Raw genomic sequence first — 22,959 nt, 5'->3', positions numbered from 1 at the left:
AAACAGGAGCATGTGGTACCACCAACAGGAATCGAACCTGTATCTAGCGCTTAGGAGGCACTCGTTCTATCCATTGAACTATGGCGGCACTTCTCTTGGAGAAGCTGCAATTGTATTCGGTGGCGAACGCCGGCCTCGCCCTCAGGAATCACCTCAGTCGTAAGGCACGGTGAAGATCAGGTCCACCGCGCTTTGCTGGCCGGCCTGGGCGCGCACGGTGAAGCGTTGCGAGAGGTCGTAGAACACGTAGAGCGTGCCCAGTGCGCCGGTCACGGTGCGCTCATAGGCGGCGTAGAAATTGCGCGAAAAGCGCTTGCCCAGCGTGACGGCGCCTTCTGTCGTGGTGCCGTCCGTGTTGCTGGAGGCGCCGCGGTAGGACAGCTCGTCCAGTCCCAGCGAGGCAGCCAGACCGCCCGACATGCCGCCGCCTTTGCTACCCAGCAGGGCCAGGGCAGCCTGCTGCAGCAGCGCGGCTTCGGCGCCGCCCGAAGCCGACGAGCGGCCCACCACCAGCCACGAGAGTTTTTCGGCATCGGGCAGCTCGGGTTGCGCATACAGGCGCACACGCGGCAGCAGGGCGGTTCCGGTAATTTGCACGCCGACGCGCTGCGTGAGGTTGGGGCGAATCGCCAGGATATCGAGCGAAGGGTTGTCGATGGCGCCGGTAAAGCGCAGCATGCCTTGCTCCACATCCAGGCGCTGGCCGTAGGCGCGGTACTGGCCGCCCGCCGTGTTGATGGTGCCGTTGAGCCGGGGCTCGCGCAGCGTTTCACCGCTCAGGGCCAGCGTGCCGCGCACACGCGTGTCTATGCCCTTGCCCTGGATGCGGAAGTCGCGGCCCAGGTCGAGCTCCACCGCCAGTTTGACGGGGCGCGCGTCGCGGTCGGCGATTTCGTCGCTGGTCTGCGCGGGCGCCTTTTGGCCCGCCGCCGCGCCGCGGGAGGTGCGCACCACCACGTCGTCGCCAAGTTGCGGCGTACCTTCGTCGGGCAGGATGATGCGGGCCTGGTCGATCACCAGCTTGCCGGTGAGTTCAGTCTGTTGTCCCTTGAGGCCGGCCTGCACCTCGCCCGATACCGTCAATTGCCGGTCGGTACGGATGCTGGCCCGCAAGCGTTCGAGCCTGGCCGTGAGCTGCACCTGCGGCTTGCCCTCTACCCAGCCGGCTTCGCCCTGGGCCGTGAGAACGCCGCCCGTGCCTTTGTCGCCTGCGCCCTGCAGCGTGAACTCGTTGATGCGCATGCGCGTGCCGTCGAGTTTGGCGCGCAGGCGGCCGTTGCCGAATTCGATGCCGTCTACCACCGAACGCAGCGCCAGGTCGTCGGCCTGCAGGTCGCCGGCCAGTTGCGGCGCGGCGCGGGTGCCGCTGATGGCGACGTCAGCACCCAGCGAGCCGCGCAGCCGCCAGCCCGGCGGCGCCAGCACTGACCACACGCCGATGCGCGGCAGCTGGGCGCGCAGCTGGCCGGCCAGCGGTGCATCGGCCGGCCAGAGCCAGCCACCGCCGGCGGTGGCTGGCGCGCGGGCCAAACGGGTCCTGAGCTGGCCGTCGGCCGTGCCCGCGCGTTCGCTGTCCCAGCGCAGCGCCAGCGTGACGGCCTCGCCTTCGCTTTGCAGCGAGAGGCGAGCTTCCTTCACGCCGGCCGCCACGCGCGCCGCCATGCCTTGCACGGTTTCGGCTTGCACGGTGATGTCGCCGCTGCTGCGTGCGAGGCTGACTTTCAGGCGCAGCGTGTCACCCAGCGTGGCGTCCCAGTCGCCATCCAGCAGCAGGGTGCCGCCCAGGCCTGCGCCGGCCATCTGCGGGCCGGCCAGCAGTTCTATCCAGGCCAGCGGCAGGCCACTGAGCTTGCCTGCGGTGATGAGCTCACGGCCTGGCCGCCAGCGAACCGGTTGCCAGGCCAGCGTGGCCTGCGAAGGTGCACTGGTGGATGCGCCCGAAGGCGGCGCGACCAGAAGGGCTTCTCCCGCGCCGCTTTCAAACAGGTCGCCATTGCGCGCGGGCGTCCACTTGAGCGGCACGGTGCTGCGGGTCTTGAGCTGCCAGGTCCCCTTGCCCAGCGTGGGGTCTTCCACACTCACACTGAGCTGCTTGACCAGGCCTTGCCACGCGGATTCAGCGAGCGGGGCGTTGCGCGCGGCGCCGTTGTTGAGTCGCCCGCCTTCTGCCGCCAGCTGCAGGGTGTAGCGGCGCTGGCCTGCTTCCATGCGGCCTTGCGTGGCCAGCTGTGCCTGGCTCAGGCGGCCGGAAAGCGTGGCCTGGAAGGCGCGGATTTTCAGGGCCTCTGCGGTAGCGACTGGTGCTGTTCCTGCTGTGCTGGAAGTCGTCGCAGCGGCAGGCGCAGGCGTCCCCATACGCCAGTCAAGCGACGGCAGGTCCAGCCGTGCCTGCAAGGCCGGGTCTTGCCAGCCACCTTGCCAGCTGGCTAGCAGCTCAGCGTTGCCGCTCGCCGATGCGCTCTTCAATGATGTGGGCAGGCCCGGGAGTCTTTGCAGCCAGCGCAGGGCTTGCGCCATGTCGCGGCCGCGCAGGCTCACGTCGCCTTTGCCGCTGGTTTGCCGCAGTTCCCCTTGCAGTTGAGCGTCCAGTCCGGGGGCTGTCAGTGTGAGTTTTCCCTTGCCGCTTTTTGCACTGGGTTGGGCCTCAAGCTGACCTGCCAGCTCGGCGTCGTCGGTGCGTACGCGCAGAGCCGACAGCACCAGCGTGCCGCCGGCCTGTTCGGCATTCCAGCTGCCGGTGGCACTGGCATCGCGCAGGCGCAGCTGGCCCAGCGGATTGTTCCTGGCGCTGGCGTCATTGCGTGCTGCCTGCACGTTTGCGTCAAAGCTTATGGCCGGGCCCTGGCTGCGGATGTCGGCTTTGCCGTCCAGCGGCAGGGGCGCCAGTTGGCTGTGCAAGAGGGCCGGGTTGACGTGTTGGAGCGTCGCCTGCAGCTTCCACGCGGGTGCTGCAAGGGATGTGGCGGGCGCATCAGCCCACTCGCCGCTGGCCAGCAGCTCGCCGCCGCCCAACTGAGCCTTGAGCGTGCGCACCATGGCTATGCCGCTACGCCACTCGCCTTGGATTTCCAGCCGATCCAGGGGCAGCTTCTGCTGGTCCCAGGGGCCAGGCAGGGAATTGGCCAGTTGCAGTTGCAACTGCCAGGCGGATGTCGATGAAGCGCTTGCCGGTGAACTTGCAGAGGGTGCAGGCCGTACGTTGGCGCTGCCCGTCAGCAAGGTTTGTGGGCCTTCGGGCCAGAAGGCCGCTACATCCAGGTCGCGAAAACTCGCATCCGCTTGCGGCAGGGGTTGGGCGGCCCAGGGCATCACACGGGCAGTGGCAGTTGCCTGTGGTTGCCGCTGGTTTTTGGGGGGTGATGTGGCGGAAGGCTGAGCGCTCATTTGCAGCTCGGCCTTCACCAGCAGTTCGGTGAGGGGGCCGTGGGCCGTGGCTTTGAAAGCCAGCGGCAAGGGCGCTTTTGTGCCGGGAATCTGCGTATCCAGCGCGCCTGCCAGGCTGGCATCAAGCTTCAGGGGGCTGTGTGACGATAAGGTCGCGCGCCCGTTGTAGCGGCCGTGCGCTACCTGCGCGCTGAGCAATTCCAGCTGGTGGTCTATGCCCTTGAACGAATAATTGCCCGTGATGGCGGAGGCAAAAAATGCCGCGCCGCCCGTCCATTGAAACTGCCCGATTGAAAACCCGTCAAGCACCACCGGCAGCGGCAAGCCCAGCGCTGAGGGCGGCACTGACGGTGTTGTTGAAGGCGCGCGTTGGTCGGTGACCTGCACGCTGGCCGCGGCCAGCCGGTTGACCTCCAGCGTGCCGTGCAGCAGCGACCACGGTTGCCAGGCGAGGGTGACATCCCTCACATCCACACGCAGGCCATCTTGCTGCCACACCAGTTGGTCAACATGCCCGCCCGCGCGTAACGAACCTGTCACGCGTTCGGCGCTCAGCGGCTGGGTTCGGGCGATCCAGTTCAGTGCGGTGGCCAGTGAACCGTCGGTGCCGGCCCACCACCAGGCGCCTGTCGTGGCGGCTACGGCCAGCACCACCATGCTGCCGGCGGCCCATGCAATGGCGCGCAGCCAACGGCGTGGCGGGCGCGCCGGTTTGGGCACGACAACAGGCGTGACGGGGGTATCAGGCGTGTCCATCAGAAAACAAATCCCACGCTGACGTGCAGGCGCAGCTGTTTGACTTTCTCGCCATAGGCCAGGTCAATCTGCAGTGGCCCGATGGGGCTTCTCCAGCGCACGCCGGTGCCGATGCCGACGGAAGGTTTCATGTCTTTGGGATTGTCTGCCACGGCGCCTGCATCGATGAAGAAAGTGTTCTCCCATTCGCTGGGCCGGCCGTCGCGCAGCATCGGGCGCTGATATTCCACGCTGCCCACCGCCATGTAGCGGCCCGGCCCAGTCACGCCGTTGTCCAGTTTGATGCCGATGTCGCGATAGCCGTAGCCGCGTACGGTGGTGTCGCCACCGGTGCGGAACAGCAGGGTGCCGGGAATGCGCGCCGAGTCTTTGGCCAGCACGGCGCCGCCCTCGGCGCGCATGGCGATGCGGCCCCGCTCCAGCGGCACAATGCCGAGCCAGCGGCCCACGGCGCGGGTGAGGGGCAGGTGCTGCGACCCCATGGTGCTGCCGGCGCCGAGTTCAAAGCCCAGGCCGTAGCCCTTGTTTGGGAATGGCAGGCTGTCGAAGTAACGCCCGGTCCAGACGTAGTTGGCCGTCAGGGCCGAGCCGTCGCCGATGTCGGCGGCGGAGCTGTTGATCTGGCCGCTGCCGCTCACGCTCGCCCTGTCGTATTGCAAATAGATGTTGCGGTCTATGCGTTCGCCGGCCTGCGTGCGGCCAAAGCGCAGGCGCCCGGAGCGGGTGACGAGCTCGTTGTCGTCGACACGTTCGGTGCGCGCCAGGGCCACCCAGCGCCAGCTGGCCTCATCGGGAATCGAGGTCCATTCGGTCTGGGCGAAAGGTGATTTCTTTTCGAGTTGCAGTTTGGTGACGGCGCGCCAATTGGTGCCCGGCACGCGCAGGTGTGTGTGCTCAATCGAGGCGCGCGGCCCGCTGTCGGTGGTAACGCCCACGCCCAGGATGATTTTTTGCAGTTTGGCTTCGCGCACCTGTACCTGGACGGGCGCTGCCTGCGGATCGCTTTCGGGATCGACAAAGATGTAAGCCGAATCGAAATAACCGCTGGAAGCCAGCCGCTGCTGTGCTTCGGTCAGCTGCTTCTGGTCGTACACGGCACCGGCACTGAGGCGTGCCAGGCGCGGCACCAGCACCGGGTCGTAGCGCTCGACACCTGTGACCTGCATGGGGCCCAGGCGGTAGAGGGGGCCGGAGTCGAGCTTGAGGCTCAGGGCTGCGCTGTGCTCCGGTGCGTCCACATCGGCCAGGCTGCCTGCCAACTTGCCGGCCGGGTAGCGGCGGGCAACCAGGTCGCGCAAGGCCTGTGTCTTGGCGCTGTCCCAGGCGTCCTGCGTAAAGCGTTGGCCCGTGGGCAGACGCCAGTCGCGCTGGATTTCCGCGCGCTGGGCCTGCGCATCCGGGTCGGGGGATTCGGCAATATCGCCTGCAAAGTCGATTGCCACCGGCCCGACCGTTGTAGCCTGGCCCGGCTCCACCGCGACCACAATGGTCGGCCGCTGGCCTGACCCCGCGGCAGTGCCGCCTTCTCGCGTAATGGCGATGGTCGGGCTGAAATAACCCAGCGTGCCTACCAGATTGCGCACATTGCGCTCAGCCAGAACGATCAGGCGCGCCAGCTCGGCTTCGTCCAGATCGGTCACGGCGCGGTAGCGCTGCAGCTCAAGGTGTCTTTCGAGCAGCTCCTTGATGGGCTGCGGCGCGCGCACCGCGATGTCAAAGGCCGTAACTTCAGGCTGAGCGCCGGTTGGGCCGGTGGAGCCCTGCGGTGTGGGCTCCGGCGTGACTTTCTGAGGGGGCGGAGGTGGGGCTGGCGCGGTTTGTATGACGCCGGAAGGCGGTGTCGCTGTGTTGCCGGACTGTGCAGGCGCAGCTGTTTGCGCGGCGGCGAAAGGCGCCAGAAATATCGCAAAGAGGGCGAAAGCAGGGATGAAGCCGGCGCTGGTCGGCAATCCTGCCGGGGTGGCCGTCCGTGCGCAGTGGGTACTGTGGGTACTTGGATGGGTCACGAGGGCAGTTTACTTGAGCGCCCCAGCGCTCAGGCGTAGGAGGCGAACGCTACTTCGAGAGCATTCGCATGGCCTCTTCCAGACCCTTGATGGTCAGCGGGTACATGCGCTGGTTCACCAGTTGCTGGATCACGCTGATGCTCTGGCGGTATTGCCAGACGCCCTGCGGCTCGGGGTTGATCCAGGCGAACTTGGGGAAGGCGTTGGTCAGGCGCTGCATCCATTCGGCGCCGGCTTCTTCGTTGTTGTATTCCACACTGCCGCCCGGCTGCAGGATTTCGTAGGGGCTCATGGTCGCGTCGCCGACGAAGATGAGTTTGTAATCCTTGTTGTACTTGCGGATGATGTCCCAGGTCGGGAATTTCTCGCTGAAGCGGCGGCGGTTGTTCTTCCACATGAAGTCATAGACGCAGTTGTGGAAGTAATAAAACTCCAGATGCTTGAACTCGGCTTTGACGGCAGAGAACATTTCCTCGACGCGGTGGATGTGCTCGTCCATGGTGCCGCCCACGTCCATCAGCAGCAGCACCTTCACATTGTTGTGACGCTCGGGCACCATCTTGATGTCCAGCCAGCCGGCATTGGCCGCCGTGGAACGTATGGTGTCGTCCAGGTCCAGTTCTTCGACATTGCCCTGGCGCGCGAACTTGCGCAAGCGGCGCAGCGCGACCTTGATGTTGCGCGTGCCGAGCTCCTGGGTGTCGTCGTAGTCCTTGTAGGCGCGCTGGTCCCAGACTTTCACGGCGCTTTTGTTGCGGCTTTTCTCCTGGCCAATGCGTATGCCTTGCGGGTTGAAGCCGTTGGCGCCAAAGGGCGAGGTGCCGCCTGTGCCTATCCATTTGCTGCCGCCTTCGTGGCGTTCTTTCTGTTCTTCAAAGCGCTTTTTGAGCGTTTCCATGAGTTCGTCCCAGCCCATCTTCTCAATCTTGGCTTTTTCTTCGGGGCTGAGTTCCAGCTCGAGGTTTTTGCGCAGCCATTCGAGCGGGATGTCTTTCGTGAAGTCAGCCAGCATCTCCACGCCCTTGAAGTAGGCAGAAAAGGCGCGGTCGAACTTGTCATAGTTTTTCTCGTCTTTCACCAGCACCGTGCGGCTGAGGTAATAGAAGTCGTCGATCTTCCAGGCGCCTTCGCCCTCATGGGCGTCGAGTTTGTCGCTGTTCGGGCCGACAACGCCGGCCTGCAGCGCCTCGAGCAGCATCAGGTATTCCTTGACGGAGACCGGCAACTTGGCCGAACGCAGGGTGTAGAAGAAATCGATCAGCATGAAAAACTCCTTGGCGACGCACGCCTCAGGCTCTTGGCTTGTCGAGCAGGTACAGCAGCTGTGCTTTCACCTCGGGCCATTCGCCGGCAGCCAGGCTGTACATCACCGTGTCGCGTATGGTGCCGTCGCGACGCAAGGCATGGCCGCGCAGTACGCCGTCTTTGCGGGCGCCCAGTCGCTCGATGGCGCGCTGGGAGGCGTGGTTGAAGTTGTCGGTGCGCCAGCCCACGATGTTGCAGCCCAGGGTTTCAAACGCATGCGTGAGCATCAGCAATTTGCAGGTGGTGTTGACATGGGTGCGCTGGCAGCGTGCGGCGTACCAGGTGTAGCCAATCTCGACGCGCTTGAGGTTGGGCACGATGTCGTGGTAACTGGTGGAGCCGAGCACCTCGCCGGTGCCATCGTCGGTGACGGCAAAGGCCAGGCGGTTGTTGGTGGCCAGCGCAGTTTCGATGTAGCCGCGGGTTTCGTGAGGCTCGGGCACCGAGGTGATGCGCAGCTTCCAGAGCTCGCCGTCGGCGGCTGCGGCCTTCAGGCCTGCTTCATGGTCGAGCGTGAACGGAACTAGCTTGACGCCGCGCGTCGTGAGGGTGACGGGTTCTACGAAGGCCATCCGGCAATCCTTTTCATATTTAGCGTGTTCACGTGGACCGCAGCGTGGCGCAGGCTGTGGCGGCCTGGCCGCGCGGATTGTCCCGGCACAGCTTGTTCAGTTCATTTCTGGCGCCGGCGTGGCCGGCATGGGCCGCGCGCACCAGCAGCTCTACGGCATGCCAGGGAACGTCTGCAACAGGGCGGTGCGGCGGCACCGGCCGCGCGGCGGCAGCCTTCTCGGATTCGATCGAGGCCTTGGCGCGCAGACGCGGCGGCCCGGCGGCGGGCCGGCCTTCCAGCAGCTTCACGTAGTCATGGACCATCAGGTCGGCATCCGTCGCCGTCAGCTGCTTGCGCGGGAGCGACAGCCAGGAGCGTGTGCCGGCGTCAGGCACATCGCTGAGTTTTCGGCCCGGCGCCGTCAGCATAGCGGCGACGTCGTCGGGCACGGCCTTGCCCAGGCCTGATGCGCGCGACAGTTCGTCGGCACTCATCGCGCCGGTCGCCGCGTTGCGTTCAGCGGCACCGGCTGCGGCAGCGACGTCGCCCGCGCCGAGCTCCGCCGCGCCGGCGGCTTTGGCTGCCTTCGCCGCCGCATTGGCGCCCTGCGTTACCTCGACTGCGCCAGCCACGCCCGCTGCGCCAGCGGCGCCTTTACCCGCAGCACCTGCCGCACCGGCAGCGCCTTTGCCTGCAGTGGAGCCCACCTTGCCGAGGAGGCCCCAGAAGGCATATGACGGGGCGGGGAGCAGTGTCAGGGCCAGCAATGCGGCCAGGCAACTGCTGTGCAGGGCTGCACGGTGGAAGGGGGCGGTTGAGCGTTGCATGGGCGTATCCCAGTCAGGTGTTTGCGGTCAATCGGCTTTCTTACGGCGGCGCCAGGCCCGCGCAAGTTGCAAGCCGCCGCCGCCGCCCAAGCCCACCAGCACGATGCCGGCGATGGCGCTGTTGCCGTAGCCGGCTTCAAAAATATCGAAGCCGAGCAGATGGCCGGCCCAAAAACCAAGGAGCGCACCGCCGACAAAGCCCACCGCGTCTGAAATACCCTCGATCAACAGTGATTTTTGGTTCATATGAGTTAGCTCTAACTGACAACAATAATTTTGCGGATTGGCTGCAGAGTCTTTGGATCTAGCAGTTCTGTGATGTACATGTTGTTCAACGATTGTTGCGCTGCATGAAAACCAGCTTCTCGAACAGGGTCACGTCCTGCTCGTTCTTGAGCAGCGCGCCCACGAGCGGCGGCACGGCGACCTTGTCGTCCTTGCTTTGCAGGGCGTCCAGCGGGATGTCTTCGGCGACCAGCAGTTTGAGCCAGTCCAGCAATTCGGAGGTCGACGGTTTCTTCTTCAGGCCAGGCAGGTTGCGCACGTCGTAGAAGGTCTTCATGGCTGCGGTCAGCAACTCTTTCTTCAGGTCGGGGAAGTGCACGTCCACGATCTGCTTCATGGTGTCGGCGTCGGGGAATTTGATGTAGTGGAAGAAGCAGCGGCGCAAAAACGCGTCGGGCAGCTCTTTTTCGTTGTTGGAGGTGATGAACACCAGCGGCCGGTGCTTGGCCTTGATGAGCTCACGCGTTTCATACACGTAGAACTCCATGCGGTCAATTTCACGCAGCAGGTCGTTCGGGAACTCGATGTCGGCCTTGTCGATCTCGTCGATCAGCAGCGCGACCGGCGTTTCCGAGGTAAAGGCCTGCCACAGCACGCCCTTGACGATGTAGTTGTGGATGTCCTTGACCTTTTCGCCACCGTCCACGGTCGACAATTGCGAGTCGCGCAGGCGCGACACCGCGTCGTATTCGTACAGGCCCTGCTGCGCCTTGGTGGTGGATTTGATGTGCCATTGCAACAGCGGCAAGTTGAGCGCTTCGGCCACTTCCTCGGCCAGCATGGTCTTGCCGGTACCCGGCTCGCCCTTCACGAGCAGCGGCTTTTTCAGGGCGGCAGCGGCATTCACGGCCAGCATCAGGTCCTGGGTGGCGACGTAGTTCTTGGAACCTAGAAATTTCATGTTCTTGGGGAGAGGAGGTGAAAATTGAAAGGGCGTTTGCGCGGGTTGCCGGCAAGGGGTGCCCGGTCTCGGCAGGCCCAGATATAATCCAAGGTTGTTTTATACGATGAATTCCCACCTGATTGTGCGCGCAAAATGAATAAGCTGTTCACCACGATATTCGCCGTAACTGTCTCTTGCGTGACGGTTGCAAGCCTTGCCCAGGAGATCAAGGGCGATGCCAAAGCCGGCGAAACCAAGAATGCCATGTGCATCGGTTGCCACGGCATCAAGGGCTACCAGGCCTCTTTCCCCGAGGTTTATAAGGTCCCGATGATTTCAGGCCAGGGCGCCAAATACATCATCGCCGCACTCAACGAATACAAAAAAGGCGACCGCAAACATCCCACCATGCGCGCCATTGCCGATTCGCTGACCGACCAGGACATGGCTGACCTCGCCGCGCACTACAGTGCTGACGGTGTGGTTGCCGGCGCCGCAGAGCTGCCGGCCAAGCCGGCCAAAGAACCAAGCGCGGAAGTCCAGGCCCTGTTGAACAAGGCCAACTGCGCGTCTTGCCATGGCGCCAACTTCAGCAAACCGATTGATCCGGCCTATCCCAAGATTGGTGGTCAGCATGCTGACTACCTGTTCGTGGCGCTCAAGGCCTACAAGACAGAAAACAACCCCAAGGTTGGCCGCGGCAATGCCATCATGTCCGGCATGGCCAAGCAGTACACCAATGTTGAGCTGAAGCAGTTGGCCAACTACCTGTCGTCGGTAGACGGCGACCTGAAAACCGTTCCGCAGAGAAAATTCCGTTAGACCGGGTCGCTCCTGCAAAAAGGCCACTGGGAGCAGCGACTTTTTTGTTGGCTTTGGGGGGGGGCAGTACCGTTGGCGGTTTGGCTACGTGCCGGGTCGCCGGAGCGCCGCGTTAACTTGAAGCAGCCCGCAACCGAATGCATCGTCGCGCCCCGTGGGGCCCAGGTCTTTTGCGGTTTCGCAGAAATGGTAAGGCGCGGTCACGCTCACTTTTCTCTTGCTCAACCAGTACGCAACGGCGCCTGCGGCATGGGCACTGGCGTAGGAGGTACCGCTGACATAGCGTGCAGCAACACCCGAGGGCAGGTGTGGCGCGGGCGGCGCAAGGGGTACCCAAATATTGACACCGGGGGCCGCCACTGAAATGTAAGCGCCGTGATTGGCCTGGCTATAAAGCTGTCCTTCAACATCGATCGCAGTAACCGCCAGCATGCCCGTGTAGCTGTTTGCATAGGCCGCGGGGTAAGCGGGTGGTGCACTGCTGCCGTGGTTGCCTGCGGCGGCTGTCAGCAAAACATCCCGCTGCATAAGTTCGGCGATTGTCATTGCGACGTTTTTATCGTACCGGCCAGACAGGCTCATATTGATGATTTGCACACGCTGTTCCAGCAGCCAGTCGACCCCTTGAATCAACCGGTAGCTGGTGGTAACAGTTTGTTCCCCTTTTGCCGACATGACGACAGCATTAAAAAGACGTATTGACGGCGCAACACGTGCAATAAGGCTTGCGATAGCGGTGCCGTGGGCGGGATGAGCTGGCAGATCCAGGGCGGCGGTTGGACTTTCTGCTGCGAAGGGCTTGTTGGCGAGCGTGACGTCACGCAGCCACGCGGTGGGCATTACCTCGGTGTCGAGCATGCCAACGCGGACGGACCGGAGGGCTTGATAGCTGGCTTTGGATGCTGCACCGGTTTTTGCGGGCTGAGGCGGCAAATCCAGCATGCCCACCGCATATTCCCTGCCGGTGGCACCCGCCTGTGTACGGTACAGATAGTTGAAGTCCACACTAAGCTGCGAAAACCGTTGTTGCCATTGGGTTACCCGCTGTGCAGCCGCGGCATGGTCGGCAAACTGAAACAGCGCAAGGCTCCATCCCAGTGTGTTCAACCTGGTGGAGGCAATTGGCTGCGTATTTTCGTTAGCCAGAGCGTTCAGTACATTCTGCATGGCCGCCAGGTCTTTCGACACAAGCAATACCTGGCCCGTCTCAACGTCGCTGGGTGATATCGGAGCGACGCTGGGCGTGGCTCGCGGGGACGGTAGTGCCGGGTATCCTGGAATATTGATTTCACGCCCAGGTGGCGTGACGGTGCCTGGGGGGTTCCCGGGCGCCGTAGTTATTGGCGGTGAGCTTGGAGGTGGAGTTATGGAGCCCCGGTTCACCAAACCGGGGTTGGGTATTGCTGGAGCTGCCCTGAATGAGCCGGGGTCAGGGGTGCGTTGAGCCAAAGACCCGGATACCCAGGCTGTTTGCAGCAGCACGATGAATATCGCAATGCGGAGCATGGTCAACGGTCTCCAGCGGGCGTGACAGTCTCAAAAACGGTGGCTGCCTCGCGTTGTAAACGTTGTGCCAAAACCGCCGCATTGCGCGATTCGGGCTCGCCATCGCCAGCGGGTTTGATTTGCAGGGTGTAGATGCCCAGCGCTGTGGGGCCTTGCACGATAGTTGCCTTGTGGCGGTGCAGTGTCTCGGTCAATTGTGCTTGTGTCACCGTTGGAGCAATGGTGGCGTGCAGCAAAACGCCCGATGAAGTGCTCAATACCGGCTCAGGCGCGCCTGCCGCGACATAGCCTGGATCTTGCTGCACCAGTGTTGCAATTACCACTGCCTGCGCCACCAGCACGGCACAGGCGGTTGCCATGATAGGAATGAGGTTGCGTTGCAGCCATGTCCGCAGCATTTCAGGCCAGGCGGTGTCGGCTGAGCCAGGGCGGGCCAACTTGGGTTGGCGTTGCGCCTCGATGCGCGCAGCAAGCGTTGACCACCCAAGATCGCCGGCGGGCAGAGGGTCCAGTGGCAGGTCTTGAACAGTCCTTCGCATGCCTTGCAGCCAGGCCAGCTCAGCCGCCAATTCGGGATACCGTTGCAATCCGGCACGTACTTGCTCTGCTTGCGCTTCATCCAGCGTCTGGTTCGCATGAAACGGCAACAGTTCGCGCAACTGTTGCTTGTTAACTGCATCAGTGTCGTGTTCAGTCATGGCGGACTCCGGTCATTGGACCTTCGACATCTTTGAACAAACGCTGCAAACACTCTTTCATTTTGCGGCGCGCATGAAACAGGCGGGTCTTCACCGTGTTCTGCGGGCAAGCTTGTACGTGGGCGATATCGGCCAAAAGCATGTCCTCGTACAAGGCCAGGTGAAGTGCTTCTCTTTGGTCCGGCGGTAACTTGCTCGCACAGTGCGCAATCATGTCGTGGTGTTCGCGCTGTACCACGCGCTCGAACCCCGTGGGGGCATCGGACTCTGGTTCCACATGGTTGTCAGACTGCGAATCCAGTTGCTCATCAAATGAGACATGCTGATGGCGATAGCGTTCACGCAATTTGTCGAGCAGCTTGTAACGGGCAATGCCCAACACCCATGTACGAATGCTTGACTGCCCCGCAAAACTGGCGGCATGGCACCACACTTCATACAGCGCCTCCACAACCACTTCCTGGGCTTGCACCGGGTCACTCAAGCGGCGCATGGAGAACTGGTAGACCGACGGTGCCAGGGCTTGGTAAAAGCGCTTCATGGCTTGCTCGTCGCGCCGAACAATGGCGGCAAGGTCGGCTTGCAGGGCCTGCGCTTCCGGGTCGGTCGATGGATCAGAACGATCTCCCACAATACCTCCCGAATTGATGTCCGTATGGCGAGCAAATCAATGGCGCCGAAATTTTGGGAAGTATAAACCTGCATGGCGTATTTTGTGTATGGAGAAGTCAACGTGTGATGAGTCGGCAGTTGGCGGTGAAAGGTTCAATGAATTTTGTGTTTGAACCGACCGCGCAACAACTCCGACTCATTGGTGACCCATCACCTGAAAGGAAAACACCATGAAACGCCACCTTCTGGTTACTGCCGTGCTGGCCAGTGTGCTGTCTACCCAGGGCTGCGCCTGGCGCAGCTACTCCAATGATGTCTACACCGACGCTGATACCCAAAAGGCCCACAGCATTGTCATGGCCACGGTGACCGATGTACGCGTTGTAACCATTGAACGTGGGGTCAGTGGCGCTGGTGCTGCAGCCGGGGGCAGTGTTGGTGCAGCACTGGGGAGCACCAATACCAATAGAAATGGACAGCTTGCGGCGTCAGTCCTGGGTGGCGTTGCTGGCGGCTTTGCCGGGCAGGCCGTAGAGGCCCATATGTCGAAAGCCAAAGGACTCGAGATAAGCCTGCGACTCGACGATGGCCAGCGAATTTCCGTCGTGCAGGCTGGCGACGAAGTTTTCCAAAAAGGTGATCGTGTGCAGGTACGCACCGCAGAAGGCAAGAGCCGCGTCACGCGCTGAGTGCAAATACTTTGAACCATTGTGCGGCGGTGTCTGACTCACTGGAGTCACCGGGCAATGTGCCCGGTGGCGCTTAACCCAACCATTGGAAGACATATGAAACCAATCACCTCGCAAGTTACTGCGTCAATAGCTATCTCCATACTGCTTACCTTGGGGAGCGTAAATCTTCAGGCTAGGGCCGCCTCGTCGATCGAGGACTTTGAGCATTGCACCTGGGGGGATTTTGGCTGCACCAATCCGCCCCCGGAGGCAGCGTCGCCTGGTGTGAAGTCCGATGCGAAGACGCCTCGCGCGCTTTCCTCAGGTTCGTCTGGCCGAGGTTCCTGACCTACTGCCAGGGCAGGCGCACTCAGCGCCTCGCTTGACCGCTGTCAGCGCGCATCACCCTGAATGTGGCTGGTGATGGGGAAACTGGTAGATGCCTCGATGCAAAAATTAAACTGCGGCCCGATTGGCATTGACAATCGGGCCGTCGCTTTCCTGTTCTTCTCAGCGTCCTGGCTCGCCGCCTCCAGCCGGTGCCAGTGTCCGTACGCTGTCTTGATGTCCGCGCCTCAATTCGTCGGGCCAACGCAAAATGCACTTTGCACATTGTTATTTTCAAAGCGCTCTGCTATTTGTGTGTCGGGATCTGCGGTGATGGTGAAATTGCATTGCGCATTCGAGCCTGCTGAATAACATCCTTTGGGAATGGTCACCTTCTTTGCCACATGCGAGTGGGCCGTCAGAGCCTGAACCGACACATTCACCGTCTGCGCCTGTTGCGTGTTTGGATTCACAAACCGCACGCGGACCTTGCTACTCGGAGAGGGCACGGTGCCGCGGTTATGCACTTCAAAATAGACGCGCCTGGAAGGCCCGCCCTGGCCGTCGTTGGAGCCGCAAAACTCGACGAACGGAAAACCTGCCGGCAGACCTGCCTCTTGTGGGGCCTTGTAAAAACGGTAAATGAAAAGATCCGGCAAACCATTTGCCTGCAGTGATTCAACTGCATTCGGATCAACCGGCGCAGCATTATTTCCGCCGGCTGGGTGCACTGTTGGAGGAGGCGGTAACCCCGGTGTCTTGAGTGGCAGATTGGTCGCCGGAGATGTGACAGCCCTTGCTGGTTCTCCGGGTGAGGCATAGCGGCGGTCGCAATCGCCAATTGTGCCCGGTGGGCATGGCTTCAGGTGCTGGGTGCCGGCCGGATTGGCAGCATAGGCTGCAGGCAGGCAGCCCGCACCGAACAGGAATGCCAGCGCCACGGGCGCGGTATGGAATACAGCGGATTTTTTCATGATGGTCATCCTTGATGAGGGGATTGAAACTTGCTTCAGTCAGTTGATGGTGCACGTGATGGTGCCGTCAGGATTGGTGCTTATGACGCCCTTGGAGTGCCCGCAATGAATGATGAAGTCGCCCCAGCACCACTGTGGCGATGCCGCTGTATTGCAGACGATTGCACGGCGTTGCGGATCAGGTCCGATTTGGGCTTTGTCTGCGATTGGCATAAGAGGACTGGGATTTTTTGCTGCTGCGCAGCTGATGGATCCTCCCCAAAAGGCGAACAGTAATCCGGCGAGTAAGACAGAGAACGGCTTCTTCATGATGGATCTCCTTGAGGAAATTGTCTCGCCGCGTCACCGTGAGCGAGAGGGCTGGGAAAATCCCGCGCCCTCTCTGAGTCGATCTTGACGGCAGGGGAGTTCAAAGTTCTTTGACGCGCACCTTGCCAGGCGTTGTGATTGCAGTCTGTGTGGTGTTTATTTGCCACCGCTGCTCGTGAGCGTTCCGTAGCAGTCTGGCGGAAAGAACTCGTCCAGGTCATCGACGCCGTTGTGATTGCAGTCAGACATCTCAAGCGATGGTGCTGATTTTTGAGTTGCTGATTTCCGAGGCATGTCAGATCTTGGTGGTACCTCAACGGCGTTCGATGTTTCGCCCATCGCGTAACAGGAGCCCGAAGTGGCAGCGCCTGCGATGGTCAGCGCCAGACCTGCAAATAGAGCTGTGGCTTGTTTTTTCATGATGCGTCTCCTTTAGAGAAGCTTTCAACCAACCCGGTTGAATGGGGTATCCGGCGTCCGCCCGATGCAGGTGAGTCGGAATACGTCGGTATGGGGTTCAAAAGAACTTTTTGAACCCTTTTGGTACACATCCCGACTCATGTTTCAGAAGGCAGTCAAGCCTGCTTTCGAAACAAGCCACTTCGCGTTGGTGCGAAGAATTCGAGCGAAGACCTTAAGGAGTTCATCATGCAAACCCTCATTTCGAGCCAAGCCGGAATTCGCAACGCGCCTGCCTGGCACCCTGCATTCATGTTGTTGCTGGTTGCGGCAATTTTGTTCACCGTGTGTACACCGCTGCGGGCCAAAGATGTGGATGTCTGGGTCAGATATACCTCGGCCCCAACAATCTACGTTGAGTCCAATGGTGCGAGTTACACCCGGTTATCCCCTGCGAAACACGGGAGCCAGCCGATTCAGTTCGATGCGCATTTGCAAATGGCGGCCGGACAGGATCGCATCAGAAACTGGAATGTTGCGCCGCGCTTCAGCGCCCTTGGCAAAACCCTGGGCTGGGAGTTCGGCCCCGGCCGTCCACCCGGGGCGGAGTGGGGCGTTGTGAGCAAGAGCTATGGATACGGTGACCGGCCCACCAACGTCGACAAGTTCATTACCATGAACGTCGGCCGGTATCTCATTGAACTCTTCGCTGTTGAGGTCTGTAACGCGCGTGCCGGTACCCTGCGTAACCAGGGAAAAGGCAATACCGCAATCTTCGACAAGCCTTACACGCTGAACATCAAAACCACCAGCAAATACAAAATCACCTATACCAGTATTGCCGACACCGACACCTCACAAATTTTTGAATCACCACCAGATGCGGAAGCGTTTGCCAAAGTCGTCTGCATGCAGTGGGCGGGTGCGCAGGTGCCCCAAGGCATCAGCGACTTGCAAGCGGGCGTTGGTGTCACACAATCGTCGCTCACCATTATTGAAACAGCGACTGCCAACGGTGCATGCAAGGTGAATCTGTCTGGTGTGATTGAAACCAACGTCACGAACGCGCAGGTGAAATTCCGCTACGAACATACCAACGGGAATAAAAGCGACATCAAAACGGTGACGACCGACCATTCGAAAACCGCTTTCTTCTCGTACAAATACGATGTTCCTAACAACCCGAATGGCGGCGAAGCAGGCAGCATCCGCATCGTCGGCGTGTCGCCCAAGTTCGAGTCGGCCTGGAAGACCTATGACATGGAGTGCAGCAAACCCGCCCCACAGGGCTTGCAGGCCGCCACGGTTCCCAAGGTCAACATGAATATCGAACCCGCCTCCACTGTTATGGTCGATGGACAAATCTGCCCAAGTGCTGTGCTGCTGCACACCACGATCAATGCGGGCAGTGCGTTTCACGGCAAGGGCTTGTTTCTTGGCGATCATTTTTTGACGGCCTTGCAGGATATTGAAGTGCCTGCTAATCAGGTCAAGCATGTGTTCGGCAAGCGCGAGCTCGACTGGAAACCGACGGGAGGCGGATTTGCCGATACGCTGGCGGGACCGCCTGCGGGAGGCAAGCCACCCATGAAGACGCAGAAAGTGCGCATCGGTTTCAACCTCACCAACCTGGAAGGCAAAGTCGTCGCCCAGGCAGAGCAGAAGTTTTACACCATTACCTGCAAAGAGCCCGTTCTGAATCCGGGCATTCCGCATTCGGATAAGCCCTTGAGCCCCGCACCGAGAAATGATTCCAGCAACAACCTGCCGTTGCCGATTCTGCAAAACCCCGGCGTTCTCAAGCAAGCGCCGGTACGCAGCGCGCCCACCCATTCCAGGCCAGTGCCGCAGAACAACAGCGGAGCGCAGCGTGCGCCCGTATCGTCCGCGCCACGGGCGCAGCCTTTGAGGGCACTCTGAAACAGAAGGCCGCTGACCAAGCGGCGTTTTTTTGTGGTCAATTACCAGACGCGAAATCGGGAGGGGGGAAGGGGATCCTTTTCTTTTCAAGCAGAGGCCGCGGATCCTGCTTTGCCAGCCCGCAGGCGCAGCGACCCCCTCGGGGCAGGGCGCTACACGCGCAATGAGGAACTGTGGGGGCTAATCCCTAGTGGCGTGGCGCTGCACGCAGTCGATGTAGGCCGCGCCGTCGGGCGGGCGTCCGGCGCGTTGGCTCTCCCAGACCATCTGCCCCAGGCAGTCCATGGTTTCGTGGTGCGCATCGTGCAGTGAGTTGCGTTTGGCCGTCAGCAGCTCGACGGCCTGGCGAATGCCGCGAGGCTGGTCGATGGAGCATTGCTCGCTGATCGATAAATGCATGGACAGATGCAAAAAGGGGTTGGTCTTGCCCGCTTCCACGTCGTACATTTTTTCGAGCGCACTGTCGGCGTCGGCAAAGTCCGCATGGTATTCGGGATGCTCTTCAATCCATTGACTTGCTATGGTTTCGATAGCCTCCATCGGTTGACCGGCGCGGGCCTTGGCATAAACAGAGCAGAAAAAACGGCGTACGTCGGCTTGCGAGGGGGTGAACATGGTGAAAGGTTATCACGCAGGCGGTTCCCGTTGCCGGCGTGATGGTTTGCTTATCAGCGCTTGGGCCACAGCGCTCGCTGGTTGCGTCCTACAGACAGTTTTCCTGCTGCTGCCTACATTACGAGGCACGGTGGCGCAGTTCCGGGGTAAGGCCATTCCACAACCATCCACAAGCCCGGCGAGGAGATTTCACATGAACGCAGCACGCATCACAGGCATTATCCTGATCGTTTTGGGCCTGGCCGGCTTTTTCACCGGCGGCTTCAGCTTCACCAAGGACACAACGGCTGCCAAGCTCGGCCCCATCCAGCTGACCGTGAAAGAAAAAGAGTCCGTCAACATTCCCCAATGGCTCAGCCTGGGCGCCATCGTGCTGGGCGCCGTCGTACTCGTCGTCGGCTTCAAAAAGTCGTAACCGACGGCCCCGTCTCACACCAGCAGGGGCCGCGGAACCGGCTTTGCCGGGCCGCAGGCGCCGCCCCCTCGAGGGGGGAACAAGCTACACGAAGTGAGCCCGGACGGGGGTGTGTCTAGATCAACATGCGCGATATTGCCTGTGCCGCCGCCAGCAGTTGCGGCAGCATTGTTTCCTGCATGGCTTTGGCGCTGGTGCGGTTGGCCTGGCCGCTGATGTTGAGCGCTGCCACTGTCTGGCCGGCGCGGTTGATGATCGGTGCGGCCATCGACACCAGTCCTTCCTCCAGCTCCTGATTCACCAGCGACCACCCCTGCTTGCGGGCTTGCGCGACCTTGGCCATCAGCTCCTTGATGTCGGTCACGGTGTACTTGGTGCGTGCCGTCAGCTCTGAGGCCTGCAGGCATTTCATGATTTCGGCCTCAGGCAGGGCCGACAGCAGCATCCGCCCCATCGACGTGCAGTAAGCCGGCAGGCGCGAGCCCACGCCCAGGCTGATGCTCATGATCTTGTGCGTCGGCACACGCAGCACGTAGACGATGTCCGTTCCGTCCAGAGCCGCGGCTGAACACGACTCCTTGACCTCCGCGACCAGCGCTTCCATCACCGGCTCAGCCAGGTTCCAGATCGGCATGGAGGACAGATAGGCAAAGCCCAGGTCCAGGATGCGTGGCGTGAGGCTGAACAGCTTGCCGTCGTTGTGCACGTAGCCCAGCGTCTCCAGCGTCAGCAAAATGCGGCGCGCGCCCGCACGGCTCAAGCCACTGCGACCGGCCACTTCAGTCAGTGTTTGCCGCGGTGCTTCGGTGCTGAACGAGCGTATAACCTCGAGCCCGCGCGCAAACGACTGGACGTAAGCGTCTCCGGGCCTGGGGCCGGTAATGGGCGTGGATGCGGCGTTTGCCATGGTGATCAAAATCTCCTAGAATTCATTATACGAACTCTTGTTCTTATGTCGAACAATATTTAAGTGGTGGCTGGATGATTTCTGCAAGCCGCCCGCAGCTGGAGACTTTGGAATGATCAACAAAATTGCCGCCTCCGTCGCAGACGCGCTGGCGGATGTGAAAGACGGCTCAACCGTGCTGATTGGCGGCTTCGGCACCGCCGGCATCCCCAATGAGTTGATCGACGGCCTGATAGAGCAGGGCGCCAAAGACCTGACGGTCGTCAACAACAATGCCGGCAATGCCGAAACGGGCTTGGCGGCGCTGCTTAAGGCCGGGCGCGTGCGCAAGATCATCTGCAGCTTTCCGCGTCAGGCCGATAGCCAGGTGTTTGACGGCCTGTACCGTAGCGGCAAGCTGGAACTCGAACTGGTGCCCCAAGGCAATCTCGCGGAACGGATTCGCGCTGCGGGCGCAGGCATAGGCGCCTTCTTCTGCCCCACGGGCTACGGCACCGAACTGGCGCGCAACGCCGACGGCACTGCCAAGGAAACCCGTGAGATCAACGGCAAGCACTACGTGCTGGAAATGCCGATTCATGGCGATGTGGCCCTCATCAAGGCCGAGCGAGGCGACCGCTGGGGCAATCTCACCTACCGCATGGCTGCGCGCAATTTCGGTCCTGTGATGGCGACCGCGTCGAAGAAGACGATTGCCACCGTGCATGACATCGTTGAGCTCGGCAACCTGGACCCTGAAGCCGTCGTCACGCCCGGCATCTTTGTCCATCACATCGTCAAAATCCCTCGCACCGCCACGCAAGCCGGCGGTTTTAAAAAGGCGGCATGACCATGACCTACCAACGCCGTACCAAAGACCAGCTCGCAGCCCGCGTCGCGCAAGACATTTTTGACGGGGCCGTCGTCAACCTCGGCATCGGCCAGCCCACGCTGGTAGCCAACCATTTGCCGGCCGGGCGCGAGGTCATCCTGCAAAGCGAAAACGGCATTCTCGGCATGGGCCCCGCACCTGCCGAGGGCGAGGAAGACTACGACCTGATCAATGCAGGCAAACAGCCGGTGACGCTGCTCAAGGGCGGCTCCTTTTTTCACCACGCTGACAGTTTCGCGATGATGCGCGGGGGGCACCTCGATATCTGCGTGCTGGGTGCCTTCCAGGTCTCGGCCACGGGCGACCTTGCCAACTGGAGCACCGGCGAGCCGGGCGCGATTCCCGCAGTAGGTGGCGCCATGGACCTGGCCATAGGCGCGCGGCAAACCTGGGTGATGATGGATTTGCTGACCAAGCAGGGCGCCAGCAAGCTGGTGCAGCAATGCACTTATCCGCTGACCGGCATCGCCTGCGTCAAGCGCGTGTACTCCGACATCGCCACGCTGGAATGCACACCGCAGGGCCTGAAGCTGATCGACACCGTCGAAGGCCTCACGCACGCCGAACTTGAAAAACTGGTGGGCCTGCCGATTGCGGCCGCCTGATCGTTGATCTCACTTCTTTCAAAGCACACACCATGACCCAAGCTTTTATCTGCGACGCCATCCGCACCCCTTTCGGCCGCTACGGCGGCGCCCTCAGCAGTGTGCGCACCGACGACCTGGGTGCGATCCCGATCAAGGCGCTGATGGCGCGCAACCCGAACGTGGATTGGCAGGCAGTCACGGATGTGCTCTACGGCTGCGCCAACCAGGCCGGGGAAGACAATCGCAACGTGGCACGCATGGCGGCGCTGCTGGCCGGCCTGCCCATGGACGTGCCGGGCTCCACCATCAACCGCCTGTGCGGCTCGGGCCTGGATGCCTTGGGCAGTGCCGCACGTGCCATCAAGTCGGGCGAGGCCACCTTGATGATCGCAGGCGGCGTCGAGAGCATGAGCCGCGCACCCTTTGTGATGCCCAAGGCCGAGAGCGCCTTCAGCCGCGCTAATGCGGTGTATGACACCACCATCGGCTGGCGTTTCATCAACAAGCTGATGAAAGAAAAATACGGCGTTGATGCCATGCCCGAGACGGCCGAGAACGTCGCTACCGACTACAAGATCAGCCGCGAAGACCAGGACAAAATGGCGCTGGCCAGCCAGCTCAAAGCCGTGGCCGCACAAAAGGCCGGCTACTTCGACGCTGAAATCACGCCGGTGACGATTGCCCAGAAAAAGGGCGACCCCATCGTGGTGAGCAAAGACGAACACCCGCGCGAAACCTCGCTCGAAGCGCTGGCCAGGCTCAAGGGCGTGGTGCGGCCCGACGGCACGGTGACCGCCGGCAATGCCAGTGGCGTGAACGACGGCGCTTGTGCGTTGCTGCTGGCCGACGAAGCCACCGCCGCAAAAAACGGCCTTACGCCCAAGGCGCGCGTGGTCGGTATGGCCACGGCCGGTGTGGCGCCGCGCATCATGGGCATCGGCCCTGCCCCGGCCACACAAAAAGTGCTGGCGCTCACCGGTCTCACGATAGCGCAGATGGATGTGATCGAACTCAACGAAGCCTTCGCCGCACAAGGCCTGGCTGTGCTGCGCATGCTGGGTGTGCGGGACGACGATCCGCGCGTCAACCCCAACGGCGGCGCGATCGCGCTGGGCCATCCGCTGGGGGCTTCGGGAGCGCGGCTGGCCACCACGGCCGTCAACCAGTTGCACAAGGGCGGTGGCCGTTACGCGCTGGCCACCATGTGCATCGGCGTAGGCCAAGGCATCGCGGTGATTCTGGAGCGTGTCTAGCCCAGACCGGTGACTGGGCATCCCCTCGCGCGGGGGCGCCTGAGGCAATCGCCATTGCATGGACGGCCTGTGGT

At 61.8% G+C, this 22,959-nt stretch carries 22 protein-coding genes and 1 tRNA gene; 7 read left to right on the top strand and 16 right to left on the bottom strand.

Annotated features, from left to right (window positions below; genetic code table 11):
- Positions 1-13: 13 nt before the first annotated feature.
- The 8 genes from AC1DVV_RS13480 to AC1DVV_RS13445 all read right to left on the bottom strand — a co-directional run bounded on the left by AC1DVV_RS13480 (position 14) and on the right by AC1DVV_RS13445 (position 10,017).
- Positions 14-88: transfer RNA gene (locus AC1DVV_RS13480), tRNA-Arg, on the bottom strand.
- A 65-nt stretch (positions 89-153) separates the two neighbouring features.
- Positions 154-4,140, bottom strand: coding sequence for a translocation/assembly module TamB domain-containing protein (locus AC1DVV_RS13475; protein ID WP_477690301.1), 3,987 nt, complete (start codon positions 4,138-4,140; stop codon positions 154-156).
- The gene (locus AC1DVV_RS13470; protein WP_457282253.1) at positions 4,140-6,146 is read right to left on the bottom strand and encodes an autotransporter assembly complex protein TamA; all 2,007 of its coding nucleotides are present in this window, start codon (positions 6,144-6,146) and stop codon (positions 4,140-4,142) included. The genes AC1DVV_RS13475 and AC1DVV_RS13470 overlap by 1 nt, the downstream gene beginning before the upstream one ends.
- Before the next feature lie 49 nt (positions 6,147-6,195).
- Complete coding sequence (locus AC1DVV_RS13465) at positions 6,196-7,410, bottom strand: vWA domain-containing protein (protein WP_457282252.1); 1,215 nt, start codon at positions 7,408-7,410, stop codon at positions 6,196-6,198.
- Positions 7,411-7,435: 25 nt separating this feature from the next.
- On the bottom strand, positions 7,436-8,023 hold the full coding sequence (locus tag AC1DVV_RS13460; RefSeq protein WP_457282251.1) for a GNAT family N-acetyltransferase: 588 nt from the start codon (positions 8,021-8,023) through the stop codon (positions 7,436-7,438).
- A gap of 28 nt (positions 8,024-8,051) precedes the next feature.
- The gene (locus AC1DVV_RS13455) at positions 8,052-8,831 is read right to left on the bottom strand and encodes a hypothetical protein (RefSeq protein ID WP_457282250.1); all 780 of its coding nucleotides are present in this window, start codon (positions 8,829-8,831) and stop codon (positions 8,052-8,054) included.
- Between the two features lie 27 nt (positions 8,832-8,858).
- The gene (locus tag AC1DVV_RS13450; protein WP_457282249.1) at positions 8,859-9,077 is read right to left on the bottom strand and encodes a hypothetical protein; all 219 of its coding nucleotides are present in this window, start codon (positions 9,075-9,077) and stop codon (positions 8,859-8,861) included.
- An 85-nt stretch (positions 9,078-9,162) separates the two neighbouring features.
- Positions 9,163-10,017 carry an AAA family ATPase gene (locus tag AC1DVV_RS13445; RefSeq protein ID WP_457282248.1) on the bottom strand — a complete coding sequence of 285 codons (855 nt, stop codon included), beginning with the start codon at positions 10,015-10,017 and terminating at the stop codon, positions 9,163-9,165.
- Positions 10,018-10,152: 135 nt separating this feature from the next.
- On the opposite strand from AC1DVV_RS13445, the gene AC1DVV_RS13440 reads away from it, so the two are divergent.
- Positions 10,153-10,821 (top strand): c-type cytochrome, encoded by a 669-nt coding sequence (locus AC1DVV_RS13440; RefSeq protein ID WP_457282247.1) that lies wholly within the window; start codon positions 10,153-10,155, stop codon positions 10,819-10,821.
- An 84-nt stretch (positions 10,822-10,905) separates the two neighbouring features.
- On the opposite strand, the gene AC1DVV_RS13435 is transcribed toward AC1DVV_RS13440, so the two are convergent.
- The 3 genes from AC1DVV_RS13435 to AC1DVV_RS13425 form a co-directional block, all read right to left on the bottom strand.
- On the bottom strand, positions 10,906-12,009 hold the full coding sequence (locus tag AC1DVV_RS13435) for a S8 family serine peptidase (RefSeq protein WP_457282246.1): 1,104 nt from the start codon (positions 12,007-12,009) through the stop codon (positions 10,906-10,908).
- Positions 12,010-12,329: 320 nt separating this feature from the next.
- Positions 12,330-13,025, bottom strand: a complete 696-nt coding sequence (locus tag AC1DVV_RS13430) for a hypothetical protein (RefSeq protein ID WP_457282245.1) — start codon at positions 13,023-13,025, stop codon at positions 12,330-12,332.
- Complete coding sequence (locus AC1DVV_RS13425; protein ID WP_457282244.1) at positions 13,018-13,656, bottom strand: RNA polymerase sigma factor; 639 nt, start codon at positions 13,654-13,656, stop codon at positions 13,018-13,020. The genes AC1DVV_RS13430 and AC1DVV_RS13425 overlap by 8 nt, the downstream gene beginning before the upstream one ends.
- Positions 13,657-13,867: 211 nt before the next feature.
- Between AC1DVV_RS13425 and AC1DVV_RS13420 the strand changes: the two genes are divergently transcribed.
- Complete coding sequence (locus tag AC1DVV_RS13420) at positions 13,868-14,326, top strand: outer membrane lipoprotein (protein WP_457282243.1); 459 nt, start codon at positions 13,868-13,870, stop codon at positions 14,324-14,326.
- A gap of 557 nt (positions 14,327-14,883) precedes the next feature.
- Here AC1DVV_RS13420 and AC1DVV_RS13415 read toward each other — a convergent pair.
- From AC1DVV_RS13415 to AC1DVV_RS13405, 3 genes are all read right to left on the bottom strand, one after another.
- On the bottom strand, positions 14,884-15,609 hold the full coding sequence (locus AC1DVV_RS13415; RefSeq protein WP_457282242.1) for a CARDB domain-containing protein: 726 nt from the start codon (positions 15,607-15,609) through the stop codon (positions 14,884-14,886).
- Between the two features lie 39 nt (positions 15,610-15,648).
- Positions 15,649-15,918: a hypothetical protein gene (locus tag AC1DVV_RS13410; protein ID WP_457282241.1), complete on the bottom strand. Its 270-nt coding sequence runs from the start codon at positions 15,916-15,918 to the stop codon at positions 15,649-15,651.
- 156 nt (positions 15,919-16,074) lie between these two features.
- Positions 16,075-16,338 carry a hypothetical protein gene (locus tag AC1DVV_RS13405; protein ID WP_457282240.1) on the bottom strand — a complete coding sequence of 88 codons (264 nt, stop codon included), beginning with the start codon at positions 16,336-16,338 and terminating at the stop codon, positions 16,075-16,077.
- A 228-nt stretch (positions 16,339-16,566) separates the two neighbouring features.
- On the opposite strand from AC1DVV_RS13405, the gene AC1DVV_RS13400 reads away from it, so the two are divergent.
- A complete protein-coding gene (locus AC1DVV_RS13400) occupies positions 16,567-18,237 on the top strand; it encodes a hypothetical protein (protein ID WP_457282239.1) in 1,671 nt (556 codons plus the stop codon).
- A 180-nt stretch (positions 18,238-18,417) separates the two neighbouring features.
- On the opposite strand, the gene AC1DVV_RS13395 is transcribed toward AC1DVV_RS13400, so the two are convergent.
- Entirely contained in the window at positions 18,418-18,852 is a 435-nt protein-coding gene (locus AC1DVV_RS13395; RefSeq protein ID WP_477702232.1) for a DUF1841 family protein, read from the bottom strand.
- Between the two features lie 193 nt (positions 18,853-19,045).
- Here AC1DVV_RS13395 and AC1DVV_RS13390 point away from each other — a divergent pair, with 193 nt between their 5' ends.
- A complete protein-coding gene (locus AC1DVV_RS13390) occupies positions 19,046-19,267 on the top strand; it encodes a hypothetical protein (RefSeq protein WP_457282237.1) in 222 nt (73 codons plus the stop codon).
- Between the two features lie 115 nt (positions 19,268-19,382).
- On the opposite strand, the gene AC1DVV_RS13385 is transcribed toward AC1DVV_RS13390, so the two are convergent.
- A complete protein-coding gene (locus tag AC1DVV_RS13385; RefSeq protein ID WP_477702233.1) occupies positions 19,383-20,174 on the bottom strand; it encodes an IclR family transcriptional regulator in 792 nt (263 codons plus the stop codon).
- 112 nt (positions 20,175-20,286) lie between these two features.
- Here AC1DVV_RS13385 and AC1DVV_RS13380 point away from each other — a divergent pair, with 112 nt between their 5' ends.
- From AC1DVV_RS13380 to pcaF, 3 genes are read left to right on the top strand one after another with little or no spacing between them, the layout of a single operon-like run.
- A complete protein-coding gene (locus AC1DVV_RS13380; protein WP_457282235.1) occupies positions 20,287-21,003 on the top strand; it encodes a 3-oxoacid CoA-transferase subunit A in 717 nt (238 codons plus the stop codon).
- Positions 21,000-21,650 carry a 3-oxoacid CoA-transferase subunit B gene (locus AC1DVV_RS13375; RefSeq protein ID WP_477648347.1) on the top strand — a complete coding sequence of 217 codons (651 nt, stop codon included), beginning with the start codon at positions 21,000-21,002 and terminating at the stop codon, positions 21,648-21,650. Before AC1DVV_RS13380 ends, AC1DVV_RS13375 begins: the two co-directional genes overlap by 4 nt.
- A 32-nt stretch (positions 21,651-21,682) precedes the next feature.
- Positions 21,683-22,885, top strand: a complete 1,203-nt coding sequence (pcaF, locus tag AC1DVV_RS13370) for a 3-oxoadipyl-CoA thiolase (RefSeq protein ID WP_477666656.1) — start codon at positions 21,683-21,685, stop codon at positions 22,883-22,885.
- The last annotated feature ends 74 nt before the right edge of the window (positions 22,886-22,959 follow it).

The organism is Polaromonas sp. P3_B4 (assembly GCF_056402835.1).
The sequence above is the reverse complement of the archived record's forward strand: the minus strand, read 5'-3'. Positions and strand labels throughout refer to the sequence as shown.

Bases quoted from the DNA above. Each gene is read 5' to 3' on its own strand.
- AC1DVV_RS13440 (WP_457282247.1), top strand. From the start codon at position 10,153: ATGAATAAGCTGTTCACCACGATATTCGCCGTAACTGTCTCTTGCGTG.
- AC1DVV_RS13465 (WP_457282252.1), bottom strand. From the start codon at position 7,410: ATGCTGATCGATTTCTTCTACACCCTGCGTTCGGCCAAGTTGCCGGTC.
- AC1DVV_RS13430 (WP_457282245.1), bottom strand. From the start codon at position 13,025: ATGACTGAACACGACACTGATGCAGTTAACAAGCAACAGTTGCGCGAA.
- AC1DVV_RS13400 (WP_457282239.1), top strand. From the start codon at position 16,567: ATGCAAACCCTCATTTCGAGCCAAGCCGGAATTCGCAACGCGCCTGCC.
- pcaF (WP_477666656.1), top strand. From the start codon at position 21,683: ATGACCCAAGCTTTTATCTGCGACGCCATCCGCACCCCTTTCGGCCGC.
- AC1DVV_RS13405 (WP_457282240.1), bottom strand. From the start codon at position 16,338: ATGAAAAAACAAGCCACAGCTCTATTTGCAGGTCTGGCGCTGACCATC.
- AC1DVV_RS13455 (WP_457282250.1), bottom strand. From the start codon at position 8,831: ATGCAACGCTCAACCGCCCCCTTCCACCGTGCAGCCCTGCACAGCAGT.
- AC1DVV_RS13385 (WP_477702233.1), bottom strand. From the start codon at position 20,174: ATGGCAAACGCCGCATCCACGCCCATTACCGGCCCCAGGCCCGGAGAC.
- AC1DVV_RS13410 (WP_457282241.1), bottom strand. From the start codon at position 15,918: ATGAAGAAGCCGTTCTCTGTCTTACTCGCCGGATTACTGTTCGCCTTT.
- AC1DVV_RS13475 (WP_477690301.1), bottom strand. From the start codon at position 4,140: ATGGACACGCCTGATACCCCCGTCACGCCTGTTGTCGTGCCCAAACCG.
- AC1DVV_RS13445 (WP_457282248.1), bottom strand. From the start codon at position 10,017: ATGAAATTTCTAGGTTCCAAGAACTACGTCGCCACCCAGGACCTGATG.
- AC1DVV_RS13395 (WP_477702232.1), bottom strand. From the start codon at position 18,852: ATGTTCACCCCCTCGCAAGCCGACGTACGCCGTTTTTTCTGCTCTGTT.
- AC1DVV_RS13375 (WP_477648347.1), top strand. From the start codon at position 21,000: ATGACCATGACCTACCAACGCCGTACCAAAGACCAGCTCGCAGCCCGC.
- AC1DVV_RS13390 (WP_457282237.1), top strand. From the start codon at position 19,046: ATGAACGCAGCACGCATCACAGGCATTATCCTGATCGTTTTGGGCCTG.
- AC1DVV_RS13415 (WP_457282242.1), bottom strand. From the start codon at position 15,609: ATGAAAAAATCCGCTGTATTCCATACCGCGCCCGTGGCGCTGGCATTC.
- AC1DVV_RS13460 (WP_457282251.1), bottom strand. From the start codon at position 8,023: ATGGCCTTCGTAGAACCCGTCACCCTCACGACGCGCGGCGTCAAGCTA.
- AC1DVV_RS13420 (WP_457282243.1), top strand. From the start codon at position 13,868: ATGAAACGCCACCTTCTGGTTACTGCCGTGCTGGCCAGTGTGCTGTCT.
- AC1DVV_RS13450 (WP_457282249.1), bottom strand. From the start codon at position 9,077: ATGAACCAAAAATCACTGTTGATCGAGGGTATTTCAGACGCGGTGGGC.
- AC1DVV_RS13380 (WP_457282235.1), top strand. From the start codon at position 20,287: ATGATCAACAAAATTGCCGCCTCCGTCGCAGACGCGCTGGCGGATGTG.